Here is a 22,284-nt window from a genome sequence, read left to right as displayed (position 1 = left end):
ACCGGCGGCACCGGCGCGGTGGATGTGCGCGCGGGTCTGGCGGCCGGCACGACCGATGAGGCCGCCCTCGGCAGCGTGGCGCGCAGCGCGCTGGCTGGTGGCAGCATCCGCATCTTCAACGCCGGCAGCGTGAAGGCGGATGGCGTGGCCAGCCTGCTGGCCGGCAACGACGTGGTGCTGAGCGCCAATACCGCCGCCGGCAACGACAGCATCGCCGTGCTGACGCCGATCATCAGCAACGGCCAGGTCACGGTGCCCGTCATCACCGGCTACACCAAGGTGGTGGACCAGGTGATCCAGGTGCCCGTGGTGTCCTGGATCAGCACCACCGTCACCGAGCAGATCGGCGTGGAGTCCGTGAAGGCGGGCTACTTCTACCACACCATGGACGTCACGCTGACGCAGACCGGCTACTTCAACGGCACCACCAAGCGCACCTGGTTCGTTTCCGGCGCCGACTACCGCAATACGGCCAGCGCGCCGGGCGAGGGCCCGGTGATCGACTGGGCTGCCAACGGCGTGCGGGCACCGGACCTGATCAACAACCGCCAGCAGATGTTCAGCGAGCTGAGCGACAACCAGAAGGACGCGGTGCTGGCGCAGCTGGGCTACAAGAAGCTCTACGACTTCAGCTACGCCAATCTGGTCACCCATACCGTGCTGCGCGGCAATGAGACCGTGGCCGCCTGGGTGCCGAGCTGGAGCCTGCCGCCGCCCGCCGGCACCACCAAGCCGATGGTGAACGTCAGCATCCCCGTCTCCGGCTGGGAGGACAAGTACATCACCATGCCGCTGGGCGCCGAGGCGGATGTGGCCAAGGTGATCTCCCAGGGCGTGCCGAAGGTGACGCAGGACTTCGTCGGCACCTACCGCAACTCGGCGACAGTGCAGTACGTCCAGACCAAGTCCAGCTTCACGTCCTGGTATAACAGCTTCGGCTACCTCACCCAGGACTACGACAACTCGCCGGCGCAGTGGCAGGTGAACTACGCCGGCGACGGCCAGCAGGTGTTCAACCTGACGGTTGATGGCCCGAAGCAGGTGGCCGACAAGCCGGAATGGGCTTATTCCACCACCTACAGCCTGGGCACCGATATCCTCGGTACCAATTTCTGGAACGGCGTGCGGGACACGACCTATCAGGCATCTTCCAACACCTACGCTCCGGGCTCCTGGAACTACGCCTACCAGCAGAACGGCTACAACCTGGCCACAGCGTCGTTGAGCCCGGTCTCTTTTGCCCCCCGCTATGGGGTGCCGGTGGGCTTTGATGCCCATGATACAAGTCGAGAGGGCCAAGCTTTCATTGGCGAAAAGGTTTCCACTACGCGCGAAGGCATTAAGATCGGAGGTCCATTTTTCCGGTCGCCAGATCCAGGCGGTAGCAGAGCTGAAATTATAGTTATTGGCATCGATGGGAATCACAACGAAGTCAGTAGAAATATTGTATATAATGGTGGTGTCGTAACATTTCCATTGACTCTAAAATTGGATACTAGTGGTAAATTTCCACTTCCATACTTCGCTGGCGTAAACCAATACCTTGTATACCAAATCGACACACTGTGGACTGGTGCCCAGCGGACCGAGACCCAGAAGGACGTCACCTTCAACTGGCTGAGCAAGAACAGCGGCATCTACGACAACCGCTCCACGCTGGACTACCAATGGGTCAGCAACACCACTGACCGGTTCGAGAACGTCCCGAAGTTCCGCACCTATGACACGCAGTCCAAGGTGGTGCAGGCCGCCAGCCTGACGCTGTACAAGGATGTGCCGATCACCGCGGATCAGGTGCTCAACCGCGCCACCCGCGTGGATGGCGGCACCCCGCTGAACTATGGCGCCTTCGCGGACCAGACGGTCGCCGCCGCCCAGGTGCTGATTGATGCCGGGCGCGACGTCTCGCTGACCGGCGTGGTGGCCGCCAGCGGCAGCGGCGCGCTGTCCGGCCAGACCATTCTCGCCGGGCGGGACCTGACCGCCACGGGGCTGACCACGCTGGGCCTGACCTCCGCCTCCGGCGCCCCGCTCGATGGCATCCTGACCGAGCTGCATTCGGCCGGCGCGCTGACCCTGGTGGCGGGGCGTAACGCAAGCTTCGATGCCGCCACGCTTGTCACCGCCGGCTATGGCACGACGCTGGGCACCAGCCAGGGCATCATGAACGCGGCGCAGGTGTTGAGCCTGACCGCCGGCGGCAGCATCGGCGCCAGCGGCACCCTGCGCGCCACCGGCCAGGCGCTGCTGAGCGCCGGGCAGGATGCCGCCGTGCTCGGCACGCTGCAGGCCACGTCCCTGGTCTCGGTCATCGCCGGGACCAGCGGCAGCGGCGGCATCACCGGGGCTGTCACCACCGATATCCTGGCCAGCGCCGGCTCCGTGACCCTGGCTGCCGGCGCCCAGGGCGGCAGCATCGTGCTGTATGGCGCCGGGCTGACCGCGCTTGGCGATACCGGCAGCGATGGCACGCTCAACCTGACGGCTGCCGGCGGCAGCGTGCTGATTTCCGGCAATGCCGCCGCGGCGCGGCAGGCCAGCATCGTGGCCCTCGGCGACATCAGCGGCGACGCGGCCAATAGCACCGGGCTGGCCATCGCCACCGGGCGGCTTTCGGCCAGCAGCACCGGCAGCGGCCTGGTGAACCTTGCCACCTATGGCGCGGTGGATATCACGCAGCTGGCAACGCAGTCGGGCAGCATCAGCCTGATCGCCAGCCCGACCGCGACCGACCCGGGTGCGGTCATCCTGCGCAGCGTCACCGCCGGCGCGCGTGCCGCGCTGGCGGTGACCGTCGTGCAGGGCGACCTTCGCATCGGCACCATCACGGCCGGCGAGGCCAGCCTGACCTCGGGTGGCGTCATCAGCCAGCTCGACGGCTCGGCGGTTTCGGCCGCCGCGCTGAGCCTCACCAGCGCCGGGGCCATGGGCCTTGGCAACCTCGATGTCGCCCTGCTGAACGCCGAAGTGCAGCAGGCCGGCGCGATGACGCTGGCCACCACGCGCTCGGTCACGCTCGGCCGGTTGCGGACCTATGACGGCGCCATCACCGTCACGGTCCCGGGTGACGTGGTGGTGCAAGATCTGGTCGCCGGCCGCACCAGCCTGCGCGTCGTTGTGCCGCCGGACGGCGAGTTGCTGGACATTACGGCGCAGCCTGTCGATGTCTCGCTGACGGCCACGGGCCGCATCAGCGGCACCGGCACGGGCGTGAACCTGGCCACCGTGGTGCCGCCGCTATTCAACGGCCCGTTCAATGGCACGGCGGCCGAGGCCCTGACCGGCGGCGCAATCGCGCTCAGCGCGGCCACCGGCATCGCCGGGCTCGGTGTCTCGGTGGCGGAACTGCGGCTGGTGCGCAGCACCACCGGCGATATCGCCATCACCGACAGTAACGCCGCCGGCAGCGGCCGGAACCAGCTGCGCGTCACCGATGTTGCCGCGCTGGCCGGCAGCCTGACCATCGTTTCCAATGCCGCGCTGGACGTGTTCAAGGCCAGTGCGGCGGGCAGCGATGCCACGCTGACGCTGCGCTCCAGCGCCAGCGACGTCACCCTGCGCAGTGCGGCCGAGGGCGGCGCGGTCAGCACCAGCGCGCATATCGTGCTCGATGCCGGCGTCAACCTGACCATTGACCCCACGCTTTGGGTGGATGCGCCGCAGAGCGTGACCTTCCGGGCCGGCGCCAGCTTCACCATCCCCACCACCCAGCTGGTGAACGGCTTGGTGGTGCCGCGCGGCTACGAGACGCCGGTGCTGGTGGTGTCCTCGGGCGAATCCATCAACGCCAACGCGCCGCTGCAGATCAACGGCGTGGCCGCCATCACGGACCGGGTGGAGCTGCGTTCCGGCCGCGACATCACGCTCGATGCGGCGATCTCGCGCGCCTCCGGCTCCCCGGTGCAGCAGATCATCCTCGACGCCACCGGCGACAATCCGCGCAGCGTCATCGCGCGGGACGGCGCGGCGGGCGGGCGCATCGTGCAGGGCGCCTCCGGTGCGCAATATGTCGAGGTCACGCTGCCGGCCACCAACACCGGCAACGACATCGGCTACACCGCCGCCGGCAGCTACCTGGCCAGCATCATCGGCGGCCGCTTCGTCCAGAACGCCATCGACTACCGCAGCAACCAGGCCGGCCAGCAGGTCCAGGTGCTGACCGCCAATGCCGATGGCACCGGCGCCATGTTCGCCCTGGCCGGCAACGTGACGGATGGCTGGTCCGTGGGTGCCGCGGTGGCGGTGCCGGACCCCGCCAGGCCGGTGCTGGTGATCAGCCGCGGCAGCGTGGACGCCACCGTGCAGGCCACGGCGGAAGCCTCCCTCGCGCTGGTCACCCGGCTGGACAGCAGCAGCACGGTCACGCTGCACCAGGGGCAGATCCCGTACAACCTGATCAGCATCAGCGCCGCAGGCCCCGCCGGCAACGTGGTGCTGGACGCCAGCCAGAAGCTCGACCTCGACCGCATCACCATCCGCGCCAGCGGCAACGTCTCGCTCACCACCGATTCCGGCGTGGTGCCGGGCGATGTGCTGACGCTGGAGGATGCCGACGGCGTGGTCTACGCCAGCCACACCCTCACCACGGCCGACCTCGGCCGGAACGTCACCTTCGACCGCCCGGCCAACCTCCCCAGCGGCGCCTGGCAGCTCTTTGCCGTGCTCCGCGATGCCTATGGCAATGCCGTGCGCTCCGGCCAGGCGCTGACCGGTGGCAGCGGCCCGGGTGCCAGCGACACCGTGCCGCCGGCCGCCCCGGTGATCACCACGCCGGGCGGCACCACGGTGGCCGATGCCGCACAGGTGCTGACCGGCACCGCCGAAGCCTATGCCCGCGTGCAACTGCGCGAGGGCACGACCCTGCTGGCGACCGCGCAGGCCGACCAATCCGGCGCCTGGACCGCAGCACTGCCGGCGCTGGCCAATGGCAGCCACATGGTCACGGCCCGCGCGGTGGACCTGGCCGGCAATGCCAGCACCAGCGATGCCAGCATCGCCTTCACCATCGCCGCCCAGCCGCCGGCCGCTCCGGTCATCACCGGCTTCACCACCGATACCGCGCCGCTGGGCGATGGCATCACCACCGCGACCGGGCTGGTGCTGGCAGGCCAGGGGCCAGCCAACGCCACCATCAGGCTGTACCTGGATGGCGCGGCAACGGCCGCGGGCCAGGTCACCGCCGATGCTGGCGGCAACTGGAGCATCGACCTTTCAGCCACGCCGCTCGCGCTTGGGACGCATGCCTTCCGCGCCACCGCGACCAATGCGCTCGGGCTGGTCAGCGGGCTCTCCGGCGCGCGGCAGGTCACCATCGCGGCCGGCACCACCGCGGCGCCGACCCTGGACAGCATCGCCGGCCGCGACGCCACCATCGCCGCCAACCTCACGCTCGGGCAGGCCGAGCTTTTCGCGGGTGCCATCCTGGCCGGCACGGCGGAACGCGGCGCCGACGTCACGCTCAGCTTGGGCGGCACCCTCCGCACCGCCTGGGTCGAGGCTGGCGCCTGGTCCTATCGCTTGACCGATGCCGATGTCGCGCTGCTGGAGGCAGCCGCGGGCGTGCTGGGGATCACCGCCACCACCGCCGCGGGCGCCACCGCCAGCACCACCGCCACCCTGACCCTCGGCGCCACGCGACCCAGCCTGGGCATGGACCCTGTGGCGGCCGACGATGTCGTCAGCGAAGCCGAGCGCAGCGGCCTGGTGCTGAGCGGCACGGTGAGCCCGGGTGCCACCGTGCAGATCGTCGTCCCCGGCACCCAGGCGGCCTTCACCGCCACCGTCACCGGCGCAAGCTGGAGTTATGCGCTGACGGCCGACAACCTGGCCGCCCTTGGCAGCGGCCCGCAAACGCTGAACGTGGTCGCCACTGCGGCCGGCCTGGCCACCACAGTCACCCGCGCCATCACCCTGCTGCCGACGGCGCCAGTGCCGACCACGGTGGATGGCGCCGCCTTCGCACCCGGCCTTGTCACCGCCAGCCTCGCCCCCGTGCTGGCCGGCAGCGTGCAGCCCGGCGTGACCGAGGTCACGGTCGGCTGGACCTTCACCCCGGTCGCGGGCGCCATCTCCACCGGCAGCGTCACCGCCAGCCTGGACCGCTATGCCGGCAGCTGGACCGCCAGCCTGCCCGCCCAGACGGCGGATGGCAGTTACGCTGTGCAGCTCACGGCGCGCAACGGCGGCACCGCCAGCGCCGCTGGCAGCGCGACCCTCGCCCTCGATATCACCGGCCCGGCCGCGCCCACGCTGCTGGCCGATGTGGCGCAGGAGGTCGGCGCCGGGCTTTACCCGTCGCGTCCCGTGCTGAGCGGAACGTCCGAAGCCAATGCCATCATCGCCGTGTTCGACGGCACGCAATTGCTCGGCACCGCCACCGCCGCGGCGGATGGCAGCTGGACCTTCCTCCCCGAGCAGGCCCTGGCCGCAGGGGACCACGCCCTGACCGCCCGGGCCACGGATGCCGTGGGCAACCAGGGCGCCGCCTCGGCCGAGCTCCTCCTCACCACCATCGGCGAAGGCCTGAGCTTCGAGCCGGTGGCCGGCACCGACGCGGTCTCCCCGCAGACGCGCGCTGGCCTGGTGCTGCGCGGCACAACCAGCGCCGCCGCCGTCTGGCTCGTGACCGACGAGGTGAATGCGGTCACGGTCGCCGCCGGGGGCAGCGGCTATGTGGCCGGCGATACCGTGACCTTCAGCCCGCCGCCGGCCGGCGGGCGCACCGCGACCGGCACGCTGGAGATCACCGGCGGCGTGGTCACCGGCGTCATCCTCACCGATGCGGGTGCCGGCTACGTCACGCCGCCCACGGTCAGCATCACCAGCGCCACCGGCAGCGCCGCCGATCTCGTCGCCAGCTTCGCCTTCAACCCGATCGCCGCGACGGTCGAGGGAGGGGCGTGGAGCGCGAGCCTCCCCGCCGAGGCGGTAACGGCCCTGAACGCCGGCCTCGGCGCCAGCCGCAGCTTCCTGGTGCTGGACGCGGCGACGCTCGACACGGCGCAATCCATCATCAGCCGCAGCGTGCAATGGGATGGCGGCAGCGCCACCCTGCCGGGGCCGGTCGCCGGCGATGCCGCGGCGCCCGCCGCGCCGGTCATCACCAGCATTGCCGGCGCCTCCGCCGGCTCGGCCTATGGGGTCGCCGGCACCGCCGAGGTGCTTTCGCTGGTCCGTGCCTATGACGGCACGACGCTGGTCGGCAGCGTGCGGGCCGGCAGCACCGGCTCCTGGTTCTTCGACCCGCGCAACGCCACCGTCAGCATCGCTGATGGAACCGCGCTGAGCTTCCGTGCCGTGGACGCCAACGGCAATGCCAGCCCGGCCTCGCTGCCCGTGGTGGTGCACGCCGCCGCACCTGCCGCGACGCTGGACGCCGTCCCAGGCGGCAGCCTGCTGGCCAGTGCCGCCCAGGGCTTCCGCCTCACCGGCACGGCCGGCCTGGGCACCACCGCCCTCGCCATCGCCTTCACCGATGCCAGCGGGACGACACACAGCTATGCCGCCACGCTGACCGCGAGCGCGCGTGGCCTGGCCTGGAGCGCGAGCATTGATGCCGCCGGCGCCGCGCTGCTGCCGCAGGGGGCGCTGGCCTTCACGATCACCGCCAGCGCCGGGACCGCCATGGCGTCCTTCGCCACGACCATCCCGGTCGCCAGCACGGCGCCGGTCGCGCCCACCGCCCTGGTGGCAAGCGGCAACCTGGCCGATGGCCGGCCCACCATTGGCGGGCAGGCGCCGGCCAATTCCACGGTCAGGCTTTACGCCGTCACTGGTGCCGACCTGCTGGGCAGCGCCACCGCCGATGCGACCGGCGCCTGGAGCCTGGACGGCACGGCACTGACGCGCGCGCTGCCACCCGGCGACACCGCCATCCTGGCCGTCGCGGTGGACGCCCAGGGCAATGCCAGCACGGCCTCCGCCACGCTCACCGTCACCATTCCGCCCGTCACCACCGCAGTGCCGAGCATCGCCGGCATCGTCGAGGATGGCGGGCGCCCGGGCGATGGCGCGACCAATGCGCTGCGGCCGACGCTGCGCGGCTTCGCCGATGCCGGCGCCAGCGTCAGCCTGGCCTTCGCCACGGGCGGCAGCATCGCCACGGTCACCGCCGATGCGGATGGCCGCTGGCAGTATGGCTTCGCGGCGGATCTCGCGCCCGGCGCCTACGCCGTGACCGCCATCGCGGCCGGCAATGCGACGGCTTCGGCCAGCTACGCCTTCACGGTCAGCACGGCCGCCGCTGCCCCCAGCTTCACCACGGTTGCGGGCACCACCGGCAATGATCGGCCCACACTGACCGGCACCGCCGATGCCGGCGCGCGGGTGCAGCTGTTCAGCGGCACCGTGGCGCTGGGCGAGACCTTGGCCGGCGCCGATGGCAGCTGGAGCTTCCGCCCCGCCACCGCACTGTCGGATGGCGACCACTCGCTGGTCGCCCGTGCCACCGATGGCGCCGGCAACCTCAGCCCAGCCAGCGCCGCGCTGGCCCTGACCATCAACACCCAGGCCCCCGGCATCTCCTTCGGCAAGGTGACCGGCGACGATGTGGTCAACCTGACCGAGCGCGCGGCCGGCGTGGTGCTGACCGGTGATGTCGAGCCCGGTGCCACGGTGACCGTGCGCCTGCCCGGGAGCACGGCACAGGCCAACGTCACCGGCACAAGCTGGAGCTACACGCTGACCGACGCCGACTACCTCGCCCTCGGCATCGGCGCTGGCAAGACCATCAGCGTCGTCGCCACCGGCGCCAATGGCCAGGCCACCCAGGTCAGCCGCAGCGTGGATCTGCGCGTCGCCGCGCTGAGCCAACCCGGCACGCCTGCGGTGGATCCGACCGATGCCGGCAAGCTGCTGGTGGCACCCGGCACCGGCGGTGCCATCTTCAACAGCGCCACCCGGCTGGTCGCTGGCAGCCTGACCGTCAACGCCGCCTCCACGATAGACCTGCGCACCGAGGTGGCCAGCGCCACGCTGACCACCGGCACGGCCGGCAGCGTCACCAGCCGCAGCATCGCCGGCACTGGCGACCCGGCCTACCTCACGGCCTATTCCGGCACCGGCATCCGGCTCGACAATGTCGGCGACCTGGTGCTTGCGGCCCGGCTCAATGCCGGCTTCCTCTCGGTGCAGACCGGCGGCCAGCTGACCGTCGCGCAGGCGCAGTTCGACAGCGACCTGGCCAGCAACACCATGGAGCTGCGCGCCGGTGACGGTGGCGTGCTGGTGGACAAGATCAACGCCGGCACCAAGGGCCTGGTACGGATCTTCACCAGCGGCGAGGTCAAGGAAGACCCGGGCAGCGCCTCGATAGACCGGCTGGACATCCCGCAGGCCAGCTGGCCGGCACGCAGCGCCAACGGCGCCGCCGTCGCGACCTTCCTCGACACGCTCTACGGGCTGGACCTGTCGCGCTCCATCGACGTCTCGGCCGGCGCCTTCCACGCCTATGCCCGCAACCAGGGGCTGGAGAGCACCAACCTCGAATTCTCCCGCACCCTGCTGGCAGGGCTGGTCAGCAACCCGGCCACCGGCTTCGTTGCCACGAATGCCTCGGTCGGCGGCGTGCCGACGCTGACCATCACGCAGCTGGATGGCGACTTCACCCTGGCCGGCTATTTCCTCGGGCCGGTCACCATCACCGGCGTCACCGGCCGGCTCAACGTGGTCGGCCTCGCGACGCAGGGTGGTGCTATCACGCTCGGTGCCGAGAACATCGCCTTCTCCGGCGCCACCACGGCCGCCACGTCACTGACCGCAACGGCAGGGCGTGACATCCGGGTGGAGAGCGGCGCCAGCGTCACCGCCGGCAACGGCAACGACCTGCGCCTGACCGCGGGCGGCGCGCTGACCATGGGCGATGGCGCATCGGCCGGGTCCAGCGGCAGCGTGTTCCTGACATCCGGCGCCGACATGGCGCTGGGCCAGGTCCAGGGCGGCAACGTCACCATCGTCGCCGGCGGCGCCGTGACCGATGCGGACACCAGCGTCCTGGGCGGGCTGGAAACCCCCAATGTCACCGCCAGCATCAGCCTCTCCGTCACGGGGCGGAGCCTCGGCACCACGCTGGACGACGTGAACCTCTCGACGCCGCTGGCCTCGCTGGTCAAGACCACTGGCGGCGGCCTCTACCTCACCTTCAGCCGGCCGTCCGGCCAGATGACGGAGCTGACCCTGCTCGACGCCCAGGGCGGCGACGCCGTGGTGAACGAGCAGGGCGGCGGCCTGGCCGTGGGCCGCGCCGATGCCAGCGGCAAGCTGACGCTGCGCGCCAATGGCTCAGGCGTAACGAACAGCCTGGTGCTCGGCAACCTGAACCCCGGCGGCGACCTGGAGCTGATCTCCACCTATGGCGCGATTGTGCAGCAGGCCGGCACCGCGATCGTCACCACCACGAATGCCACAACCCGCGCCATGGCGCGCAACGGCAGCACCACCTGGAACATCACGCTCGACCAGCCGAACAACGCCTTCGGCCGCCTCGCGCTCGACGGCGCCAGCCTGGTCGTCACGGACCGCGACGGGATTGACCTGGCGGGCGTGATCGCAACCGGCGGCCTGACGCTCACCACCGGCGGCGCGATCACCGACAGTGCCGCCTCCAGCATCGCCGGCGGGCTGACGCTGCACACGGGCGGTGCCTCGGTCACGCTGGACGAGGCGGGCAACGACTTCCAGGGCGCGGTCGGCGGCACCGCCGGCGCCGTGATCCTGGTGGATGCGACGTCGCTGCAACTCGGCAACCTCGGCGCCACGTCGCTGGGCGCAACGGCCGGCAGCAACATCACCCAGGCCGGTGGCACCGCGCTCAACCTTTCCGGCGGAGCCATCCTGAGTGCCGGCGGCGACGCGCTGCTGGACGCGGTGGCGAACCAGTTCGGCGGCACGGTCAGCATCCTGCGGGCGCAGAATGCCGCCCTGGGTGCGGCCGGTGCGCTGCAACTCGGCGGCAGCCTGGTCAGCGGCAACCTCCTGCTGCGCAGCGCCGGCGGCGATATCACCGGCAGCGCCGGGCTGGCCGTGGGTGGCATGCTGACCATCGACGATGCCAACCACGACGTGACACTGGGCGGCACCAACAGGATCGCCGGCCTGACCGTTCTGGCGGCGCGCAATGTGCAACTGGCCGACAGCACCGGGATCCTGCTCGGCAATATCACGGCCTCGGGCAACTTCACCCTGACGGCCGGCGGCACCATCATCCAGCAGGCCGGCAGCGCGATCCTGGTGGATGGCGTCGGCACCACCGCCAGCTTCACCGCCCAATCCGGCAGCGGCGCCGCGACGCGCCGCTACGACATCAGCCTTGCCGAAGCGGGTAACGACTTCAGCAGCCTGGTCGCGACAGGCGGCGCTCTGACGCTGCGCGACCGCGACGAGCTTGCCGCTACCCTGACGGCCGACGGGAATGCCAGCCTGACCAGCGGTGCGGCCCTGGCGCTGGGCGGCCTCTCGGTCGGCGGCACGCTTGGCCTCAATGCCGGCGGCACCGTGACCGATACCGGCGCGACCACGGTCGCCGGCCTGACCACGCTGACGCTGGGCGGCAATGACGCCGTGCTGGACAGCGCCGCCAATCGCTTCGCCGGCGGCGTCGCCATCGTCTCGGCCCGCAACGTCACGCTGGTGGAGTCCGGCGCCCTCGGCATCTCCGGGCAGCTGGCCGGTGCGCTGAGCCTCTCCGCCGGTGGCGCGCTGACCTTCGGTGCCACCGGGGTCGGCGGCGCGCTGCTGGCCACGGCGGCCGGCATCGGCGGCACCGGGCCGCTGGTGGTCACCGGCACCACCGGCTTCAACGCCGGAACGGCCGACGTCATCCTCGTGGGTGCCAACGACTTCGGCGGCGCCGTCTCCATCCAGGCCGCCCGCAACGTCAGCCTGACCGATGCCAACGCCATGACGCTCGGCGCCATTGCCGCCACCGGCGCGCTGGTGCTGAACGCGGCCGGCGCCCTGCAGGGCAGTGGCGCGCTGCTCATCGGCGGCACCACCACTGTCAGCAATGCCGGCTTCGCGGTTTCGCTCGCCAATGCGGGCAACCGCTTCGCGCAGGGCGTCGGCATCATCGCCGCCGGCAGTGCCACGCTGCGGGATTCGGGCGCGCTGCGCCTCTCCGTCATCCAGGCCGGCGCCGTCAGTGCCACCGCGGGCACTGACCTTGTGCTGGCCGGCATCGCCGATGCCGCCTCGCTCACCGGTACGGCCACGGCAGGCAGCATCAGCCAGGATGGCGCGCTGAGCATCGGCGGCAATGTCACGCTCGGCGCTGCCGGTGCCATCACGCTGACGGGCAACAACAGCTTCGGTGGCGTGCTGGGCGTCACCGGGGCGCAGGCGGTGCGGCTTGCGACCCGCAGCGCGCTCACCCTCGGTACCGTGACGGCGGCCGGCGATCTCACGCTGAACGTGGCCGGCACCATCACCGAGGCGGCGGGCGGCGCCATCCAGCTGGGCAGCGGCAGCACGCTGCGCCTGCGCGCGCTGGCCAATGGCGTGGCCCAGGACATCACGCTGGCAGAAGCGGCCAACCGCTTCGGCGCAGTGGTGCTGGAGGCGGTGCAGGATGCGCGGCTGACGACCAGCACGGGCCTGGTGATCTCCGGTGCCGGGCGCAGCCTGGCGCTTGCGGCCGGTGGCCTTGTCACGCTGGGCGGCCTCGCCCTCAGCGGCGACCTTTCCGTCAGCACCAGCAGCGGCGGAATTGCCGAAACGGCGCCATTGGCCGTGGGCGGCAACGCCAGCTTCACTGCCACCGCCGGCGGCATACAGTTGGGCGGCACCAACCTGCTGGCCGGCAGCGTCGCACTCACCGGTGCCGGGCCGGTGGTGCTGGTCAACAACCTGGCCCTGCAGATGGCTGGCGTGAACGTCGGGGGCGCCGTCAGCCTGACCGCTGCGGGCCGTATCACCCAGCAGGCTGGGACCCAGATGGTGGTCGGCGGCACCTTGACGCTGGACGCCCATACCGGCAGCGGCGGCGGGCAGCGCAACCAGGCGGTGACCCTGGACAATGCCGGCAACGACTTTGCCACCGTCCGGCTCCTCGCGGCCGATACGCTGGCGCTGCGTGACGCGACCGGCCTTCAGCTTTTGGGCAGCGTGGACCGTGCGGCGCAGGTGACCGCTGGCGGGGCGGTGGATTTCGGCACGCTGTCGGTCGGTGGCAACCTGATGCTGGCCGCCGGCGGCGCCGTGACCGACAGCGGCAGGTTGGCCGTGGGGGGCGACCTCAGCCTCGCCGCCAGCGGCCAGGACGTGACGCTGGATGGAGGCATCGCGCTGGGCGGCGCGCTGCTTGGGGCCGCCGCCAATCTGACACTGGTGGATGCCGATGCCCTGCGTCTGGGCGGCCTCATCGTTACCAGCACCGCGACACTCACCGCGGGCGGCGGCATCAGCCAGCGCGACGCGACCAGCCTTGTCATCGGCACGCTGCGGCTCTCGGCGCAGGGCGATGTCCGGCTCGGCGATGCCGGCAATGCGCTGGGGAGCGTCCGTCTCATCGAGGCGCAGGATGTGCGGCTGGCGACGAGCACGGCGCTGGCGCTGGATGGCAGCCTGGCCGGTGCGCTCGACCTCACCGCGGGCGGTGCGCTCAGCCTTGGTGCGCTTAGCATCGGCGGCGATGCCGTCCTGCGCGCGGCCGGCGCCGTCAGCCAGACGGGCGCACTGCGCGCCCAGGGCAGCCTGGACCTGACCGCCATCACCGGGCTGAACCGCCAGTCGGTGACACTGACCAACGCCGCCAACGAGCTCGGCACCGTCAGCGTGACCGGCGCCGATATCCGCATCACCGACAGCAACGCCCTGACCATCGCCCTGCTGGATGCCAGCGGCGCCGCGGTGCTGCGGGCGGGGGGCACGCTGCTGCTGAACGGCAGCGTCAGCGGCGCCAGCCTAGACATCGGCACCACCGGCGACCTGACAATGGCCGCCACCGCCACGGCCGCCGCCACCACGGGCCCGCTGACCATCACGGCCGGCGGTGACGCGCGGATCAGCCGGATCAATGCCGGCACGCTCACCACCAGCCTGACCATCGACGGCGCGTTGCTCAGCCAGCTGAGCGCCGCCGATGTCTCGGCCGGCGCGGTCAACCTGGCCGGTAGCGGTGCTGCAACGCTGCGCGCCGCCAGCATCGGCAGCGCCACGCAAGCCTTCAGCCTCGGTACCGCCCAGCTGGCTTCCGCCACCGCCACCAGCGGCAGCCTGTGGCTTGCCGTCACCAATCCCGGCGCAGTGGCGCTGGATGCGCTGAGTGCGACGCTCGGAGCGGCCACCGTCACGATCAGCGCCAGCCGGGCCAGTCTGGGCAGCGTTGCGGTGCGCGATGCCTTCACGCTGACCGCAAGCGGCGGCGACCTGGCCCTCAACGCCGACATCACCGCCCAGGGCATCGCCATCGGCGTGACCGGCGGCGGCATCGGCATGGCCGGCAGCCGCGTGCTGAGCAGCACCGCCGCCGGCACCAGCCTTGCCGCCGGCGTGACGCTCACCGCCACCGGCGACATTTCGCTCGGCCGCGTGCAGGCGGTGCAGGGCGGCATCAGCATCACCAGCAGCGCCGGCACACTGGTTGACGCGCGCGCCGACGAGACTGCGAACATCATCACCCAGGGCGGCGTGACCCTGGCCAGCGGCGGCAACCTGGCGGTGACGCTGCGGTCGGACGCCGCCGACCACGGCAACACCCAGCCTGGCGACATCAACGTCAACGCCGGCAGAGTCGGTACGCTCAGCGCGGGCGGCAGCCTTGGCGTGGTGGTCGCCGGCTTCATCGGCGCGGGCGACCTTCTCCTCGGCGACCTCGCCGCCGGGCAGGACCTCGTCATCGCCACCGCCGGGCCCGGCCTGTTGCGGCTGTCCGGCACCGCCACCGCCGGCCGCGACGCCAGCCTGACCGTCGGCAGCTCCGGGCTTGAGATGGAAGCCAGGGCCAGCCTGGCCGCGACGCGCGACCTCGTGCTCACCACCACCGGCGCCGCTGCCATCAGCAACCTTTCGGCGCTGGGCACGCTGACGGTGCAGGCGGCGGGGCAGGCGCTGACCGGGGTGGGGCAACAGGCCAACCTGGCCGCCGGGGACCTCCGCGTCACCGCCGCCAGCCTGGGCAGCGCGACCAGCGCGCTCGGCGTGGACGCCACCGCCATCAGCCTGCTTCGCGTGACCGGCGATGCCTGGGTGGCGTTGCAGAACGCGGCCGGTGCGCCGGGGGTGGCGCTGGGCAGCCTGCAGACCGGCGGCGGGCTGAGCCTGACCTCCGGCGCTGCCAGCGCCACGCTCCAGCAGGGCATCACCGCTGCCACGCTGACGCTGAACCTCGGCGGCCGCTTCGACATGGCCTCGGTAGCGACCATCGCCGTGCAGGGCGATATCTTGCTCAGCGCCACGGCCGGCCTTTCGCTGGCGCGGGTGATCGGCGACGCCACCGCCGGGTCCGGCCAGGTGATCACGCTGGCGAGCAGCGGCGCCATCACCAATGCCGCCCGTGGGGCGACCAACATCGCCACCAAGGGCACGCTCGCCATGGCCGCCGGCTCCATCGGCGCGCCGGGCGATGCCATGCTGCAGGTCGCGGTCGCCCGGGTCACCCAGTTGTACGCCGCAACCGGCGCGGCCTATGTCGCCTTCGCGATAGACCCCGTGCTGAGCGGCGTGGACATCTCCACGGCGCTGGTGCTGGACGTGATGGCGGACGACCTGTTCGTGCAGGGGCCGATCCGTGCCGGTTCCGTGCAGATCGCGGTCAGGGATGGCCGCTTCGTGCAGGAGTCCGGCTCCAGCATCGTCTCCGGAAGCACGGTCTCCATCCATGCATCCGGCGATATCCTGCTGACGCGGATCAGCGCTGCCGACGGCAACGTCACGCTCCGCACGGATGCCGACATCATCAACACCCTGGCCGATGCCGGCACCAACCTGATCGTCGCCAACGGCACGCTCGGCCTGACCGCGGCGAATATCGGCAGCCTGGCCAAGGCGGTGGTGGTGGATACGCCCGCCATTTCGGAACTGGCCAGCACCGCCCGCGGCCCCGGCGCCACCGGCATCAACCTCATCTCGCGCCGCGATGTCAGCATCGGCACCTTCAACACCGCCGCCGCCGTCAGCTTCGCGCAGACGAGCGGCAGCGTGACCATGACCGGCGCCTCCTCCGTGGAGACGCTGGACCTGGTGGTCGGCGCCGGCGGCTTCACCCAGTCCGGCCGCGCCTCCGTCACCGCCGATGGCGACATCGGCGTGACCACGACCGGCAATATCACCCTCACCAACCTCACCAGCCTCGGCGGCAATATCACCCTGCTCAGCACCGCGGGCGCCATCCTGGACGGCACCGCGGGGCGTGAGAACGCCCTGCTGACCACCAGCGACGCCACCAAGGGCATCAGCCTGGATGCGCAGCAGATCGGCTCCGCGGTCACGGATGGCGACATCGACATCGACACCGCGACCGTGCTGAAGGCGGATGGCCACATTGGCGACCTGCGGCTTGGACTGACCGGCGGCATCACGCTGCGTGACCTGACCAGCGACGGCACGGTCGAGCTGACCGCCCAGAGCGGCGACATCTTGCTGCAAGGCCAGGTCAAGGCCCGGGCGGCGCAGATCAACGCGCTGGCCGGCACGATCTCGATGAGTGCCACCGCCTCGCTCACCACGATCAACGCGCTCGGCATGGCGGCCAGCGGCGACATCACGCTCGGCACCGTGGATTTCGGCGGCGGCAGAACCAGTGTCCTGGCCGGCGGCGCCATCATCAACGGGCTGGGCGCACCTGGTACGAACCTCACCGGCAGCGGGGCGCTGACGCTGTCCGGCAGCAGCATCGGCAGTGCCGGCAGCGCCATCACGCTCTCGGCCCGCCGGCTTGCCGGCGTGACCACCACTTCGGGCGACGCCTATCTGGTGGCCAGCACCTATCCTGGCACCTCGGGCCTCGTGCTCGGCGCCATCGGCACTGGCACCGGCGCCTTCGCGCTCCGCCTCGACAGCGGCAACCTGACGCTGGCTGGCGCAATGACGGTCGGCAGCGCCAGCCTGGGGGTGGCGGCCGGCGGCCTCGGCATGACCAGCGAAGGCTCGGTGGCCGCAGTCGCGGACCTGACCATCGCCACCCGCGACGACATCTCCCTGACGCAGCTTTCCACCGAGAGCGGCATCATTTCGCTGACCTCCACCGGGGGCCGGGTGCTCGACGGCGCCAACAGCCCGCTGGAGAACATCTACGCAACCGGCACCGGCACCGCCTTGCGCATCAACGCCCGTGGCGTCGGCACGGCGGCCCCGGGCGGCGCCGTCAGCATCGCGGTGGACCGGCTGGACCAGCTGCAGGGCGGCGAGCTTGGCGTCTATCTCGTGTCCACCCAGGCCCTCGGCCTCGGCGCCGTCACACTGGCCGGGCCGCTGCAGCTTGCCGTCCTCGATGGCGATCTGACGCTGAACGGTCCGCTCAGCGCGGGCGCCACGGTGCTGACCGTGGATCTCGGCCGGCTGGTCATGGCCGATGCGGCGGAGATGCGCGTGGCCGGCGACGCCAGCATCACCGCCGCCAGCAACATCCTGCTGAGCCACCTGCTGGTGGATGGCGGGACGCTGACGCTGAACTCCCGCACCGGTGACATCCTCGACAACACGGTCGACGAGCTGCTCAGCCGCCCGAATATCGAGGTGATCGGTGGCGGTCGCATCGCCAGCATGACCGCCCAGGCCATCGGCAACATCACCGATATCGGCGCCATCGACATCTCGGCGGCGCTGCTGGACCAGGTCCAGGCCCGCAGCGGCGCCGCCTACATCCACCTGCTGCGCGACACCACCATCCAGGGCTTCAGCGCCACCACCACAGGCTCCGCCGTGATGGAGGCTGACCTGACCGTCACGGACAGCATGAGCGGTGACCGGATCCTCCTGACTTCCAATGCCGGCGACATCGCATTCCGCGCCGGCGCCCAGGTCACCGCGACGCAGGATCTCATCGCCACGCTCGCGGGCGGCGGTTTCACCGCCTCGGATGGCGCCAGGGTCCAGGTCGGCACGCTGCTCGACATCACCGCCACCGGTGGCGATATCGGCTTCGGCAACGGGGCGCAGGTCAGTGCCGAAACCTTGGCCCTCGCCGCCACCACCGGCTCGGTCGGCTTCGGTGGCAATTCAAGCCTCCGCATCGCGGGCGATGCCACGGTGCAGGCTGGCAGCGGCATCAGCTTCGCCGATGGCGCGCTGGCCGAGATAGGCGGCGCCGCCAGCCTGACCGCAGCGGGGGGCGACATCACCTTCGGCCAGCTGGCAGAACTGGACGCCGCCAGCCTGATGCTTACCGCGACCCTCGGCTCGGCCCGCTTCGACGGCCAGGCCCGACTGGACGTCACCGGCCCGGCGACCATCACCGCCGGCCAGGCGGTCAGCTTCGCCAGCGGCGCCGCGGCCAACGTCACCGGCCCTGCCATCATCAGCGCCGGGTTGGGCGATGTCAGCTTCGGCAGCGATGCCTCGGTCCAGGCCCGCCAGCTCAGCATCGCCACCGGGGCCGGCGGCGTCAGCTTCGCCGACCGCGCCCAGGTCGGCACGACCGGAGAGCTGAGGATCGACGCCGCCGGGCCGGTCACGCTGACGACCAGCGCCGCCATCCGCGTGGGTGGCGCGGCCACGGTCGGCGTCGGCCAGGGCGACTTCAGCATGGGCAGCCAGGCGCTGTTCAGCACGGCAGGTTCGGTCTCGATCGACGTGGCCCGGGGTGACCTGCTGGCCGGCAGCGGCGCCACCCTGGCCTCGCTGGCAGATATGTCGCTACGGATGCCGCAGGGCGGACTGGCGCTGTCCGACGGCGCTGCGGTGAATGCTGCCGGCGCGCTGACCATTCTGGCCGGCCAGGGCGATGCCACGCTGGGCACCAGCGCCAGCGTCAACGCCGCAAGCCTGGACCTGCGGGTTTCGGATGGCGCGCTCTCGCTGGCGAGCCAGGCGACCATCACCACCGTCAACGCGCTCGACGCCGTCATCGGCGGGCCGGTGACGCTGACGACCAGCGCCGCCATCCGCGTGGGCGGCGCTGCCACGGTCAGCGTCGGCGAGGGCGACTTCGGCATGGGCAGCCAGGCGCTGTTCAGCGCGGCAGGTTCGGTCTCGATCGACGTGGCCCGGGGCGACCTGCTGGCCGGCAGCGGCGCCACCCTGGCCTCGCTGGCAGATATGTCGCTACGGATGCCGCAGGGCGGACTGGCGCTGTCCGACGGCGCTGCGGTGAATGCTGCCGGCGCGCTGACCATTCTGGCCGGCCAGGGCGATGCCACGCTGGGCACCAGCGCCAGCGTCAACGCCGCAAGCCTGGACCTGCGGGTTTCGGATGGCGCGCTCTCGCTGGCGAGCCAGGCGACCATCACCACCGTCAACGCGCTCGACGCCGTCATCGGCGGGCCGGTGACGCTGACGACCAGCGCCGCCATCCGCGTGGGCGGCGCTGCCACGGTCAGCGTCGGCGAGGGCGACTTCGGCATGGGCAGCCAGGCGCTGTTCAGCGCGGCAGGTTCGGTCTCGATCGACGTGGCCCGGGGCGACCTGCTGGCCGGCAGCGGCGCCACCCTGGCCTCGCTGGCAGATATGTCGCTACGGATGCCGCAGGGCGGACTGGCGCTGTCCGACGGCGCTGCGGTGAATGCTGCCGGCGCGCTGACCATTCTGGCCGGCCAGGGCGATGCCACGCTGGGCACCAGCGCCAGCGTCAACGCCGCAAGCCTGGACCTGCGGGTTTCGGATGGCGCGCTCTCGCTGGCGAGCCAGGCGACCATCACCACCGTCAACGCGCTCGACGCCGTCATCGGCGGGCCGGTGACGCTGACGACCAGCGCCGCCATCCGCGTGGGCGGCGCTGCCACGGTCAGCGTCGGCGAGGGCGACTTCGGCATGGGCAGCCAGGCGCTGTTCAGCGCGGCAGGTTCGGTCTCGATCGACGTGGCCCGGGGCGACCTGCTGGCCGGCAGCGGCGCCACCCTGGCCTCGCTGGCAGATATGTCGCTACGGATGCCGCAGGGCGGACTGGCGCTGTCCGACGGCGCTGCGGTGAATGCTGCCGGCGCGCTGACCATTCTGGCCGGCCAGGGCGATGCCACGCTGGGCACCAGCGCCAGCGTCAACGCCGCAAGCCTGGACCTGCGGGTTTCGGATGGCGCGCTCTCGCTGGCGAGCCAGGCGACCATCACCACCGTCAACGCGCTCGACGCCGTCATCGGCGGGCCGGTGACGCTGACGACCAGCGCCGCCATCCGCGTGGGCGGCGCTGCCACGGTCAGCGTCGGCGAGGGCGACTTCGGCATGGGCAGCCAGGCGCTGTTCAGCGCGGCAGGTTCGGTCTCGATCGACGTGGCCCGGGGCGACCTGCTGGCCGGCAGCGGCGCCACCCTGGCCTCGCTGGCAGATATGTCGCTACGGATGCCGCAGGGCGGACTGGCGCTGTCCGACGGCGCTGCGGTGAATGCTGCCGGCGCGCTGACCATTCTGGCCGGCCAGGGCGATGCCACGCTGGGCACCAGCGCCAGCGTCAACGCCGCAAGCCTGGACCTGCGGGTTTCGGATGGCGCGCTCTCGCTGGCGAGCCAGGCCACCATCACCACCGTCAGCGCGCTCAATGCCGCCATCGGCGGGCCGGTCACGCTGACGACCGGGGCGCGGATGCGTGCGGATGGCGCCTTGGCGCTCACCGTCGACGCCGGCAACCTCTCGCTGGCCACCGGCGCATCGATCTCGGGCCAGACGCTGGACATCACCCTCTCGGCCGGTGACCTCCAGAACGCCGGCATGGCCACCATCCAGGCCGACGGCGATGCCCAGATTCAGGTGCGCGGCAGTGTCCGGCTGGTGGATGGCATGCTGGTGGATATCGGCGGCGACCTGTCGCCGCTGCAGGTCTCCGGCGACCTCACCATGTCCGGTCAGGCCCAAATCGATGTCGGCGGCAGCATGGTGCTGGCGGTCGGCGGGCAACTGGTGATGAGCGACCAATCCGCGCTGGTCGTCGGCAGCGGCGCCGGCGTGCTGTTGGCCCAGGTCACCGGCGACGTGGCGCTGAGCGGCAATGCCGAGGTGAACGTGCCGGGCGGCATGCTGCTGCTCGGCGTCAGCCAGGGCCAGCTGACAATGGCGGATGCCGCAATCCTCGGCGGTGGGCTGGTCGGGATCTCGGTCGCCACCGGCGGCCTGACGCAGGCCGACAGCAACGCGCTGATCATCGGCACCAGCACCGTCACCATCACCACCGCCGGCACCATGCTGCTGAACCAGGTGGTTGCCGGCACCAGCGCCACGCTGACCAGCACCGGCGGCCAGCTGCTGGACAACACCGCGGCCGAGCAGGCCCTGGTGATCGCACCGCTGGTCAATCTGGCCGCGGCCAACGGCATTGGCGTGCCATCCCAGGACCTCAACATCTCGGCCCAGGTGCTGAATGCCGCCGTGGTGACCCAGGGCGGCATCAACCTGCGTGGCGACGGCGGGCTGCAGGTGGGCGCGCTGGGCGTGGTCAACCGGGGCACCGGCGACATCACGCTGTATAGCAGCGGCCCCATCGGCTACGACGCCGTGTTGTACCTGGCCGACCGGCAGGGCGCCTTCCCGCGGATGGTGGTGAATGGCATCCGCCAGGGCGTGTTCGTGGCCAGCAACGACGCACCCTTCCCGCAGACTGCCGGCATCGGTGCGGCGGAACTGGCTTATCTGATGAGCCCCAACCCCTACGACCCGGCGCTGTGGTGGCTGGACGGCGTGCCCTGGGGCGCCCAGTGGCCTGGGACATTGACTTGGCCTGGGGCATCGAATTGGTCTGGGACATCGAATTGGCTGGGGCAGGGTTACACCCGGCTCGGCCGTGGCGAGATCCATCGGCCGATCCGGGTGGTGGAGCCCGAGCCGCAGCCTGAAAGGTCCATCCTCGACTTGCTCGGCCTTGATCCGTTCAGCGGACCGGGCCTGACGCTGCCGCCGTCGAGCCTGACCGGCGAAGCCCCGCTCGGCCGCTGGATCGAGGAGCAGCTGCGGCAACTGGAACAGTCGCCGGTCGATCTCGGGCTCCAAGGCAGTCGCAACCCGGCTGGCATCCCACCCGACGCGGTTGGCCGTACCGTCCGTCAGCTCTTCGAGGAACTGGAAGCCAATGGCGGCCAGCCGCAGGCCCGCCTGGATGAAGCGCCGCCGGCCAACTGGCCGCAGATGGCCCGCATACTTGAGGCGGCAGATGACACGCTGGATGCCCCGCTGCTCCCCGCCGGCGGCTTTGTCCCGGTGGCTAGCGAATGA

General features: G+C 71.3%; 1 protein-coding gene (only partly in view). It reads left to right on the top strand.

Going from position 1 to position 22,284, the window contains the following annotated elements:
• Positions 1-22,284 carry the 3' end of an Ig-like domain-containing protein gene (locus tag LHU95_RS03845; RefSeq protein WP_248710063.1) on the top strand. 31,245 nt of this gene lie to the left of the window's left edge, so 22,284 of the gene's 53,529 nt are visible here — the last part of the coding sequence; the start codon falls outside the window, past its left edge; the stop codon is at positions 22,282-22,284.

The sequence above is a fragment of the Sediminicoccus sp. KRV36 genome, from assembly GCF_023243115.1.
Classification (GTDB): Bacteria; Pseudomonadota; Alphaproteobacteria; order Acetobacterales; family Acetobacteraceae; genus Roseococcus.
The sequence above is the reverse complement of the archived record's forward strand: the minus strand, read 5'-3'. Positions and strand labels throughout refer to the sequence as shown.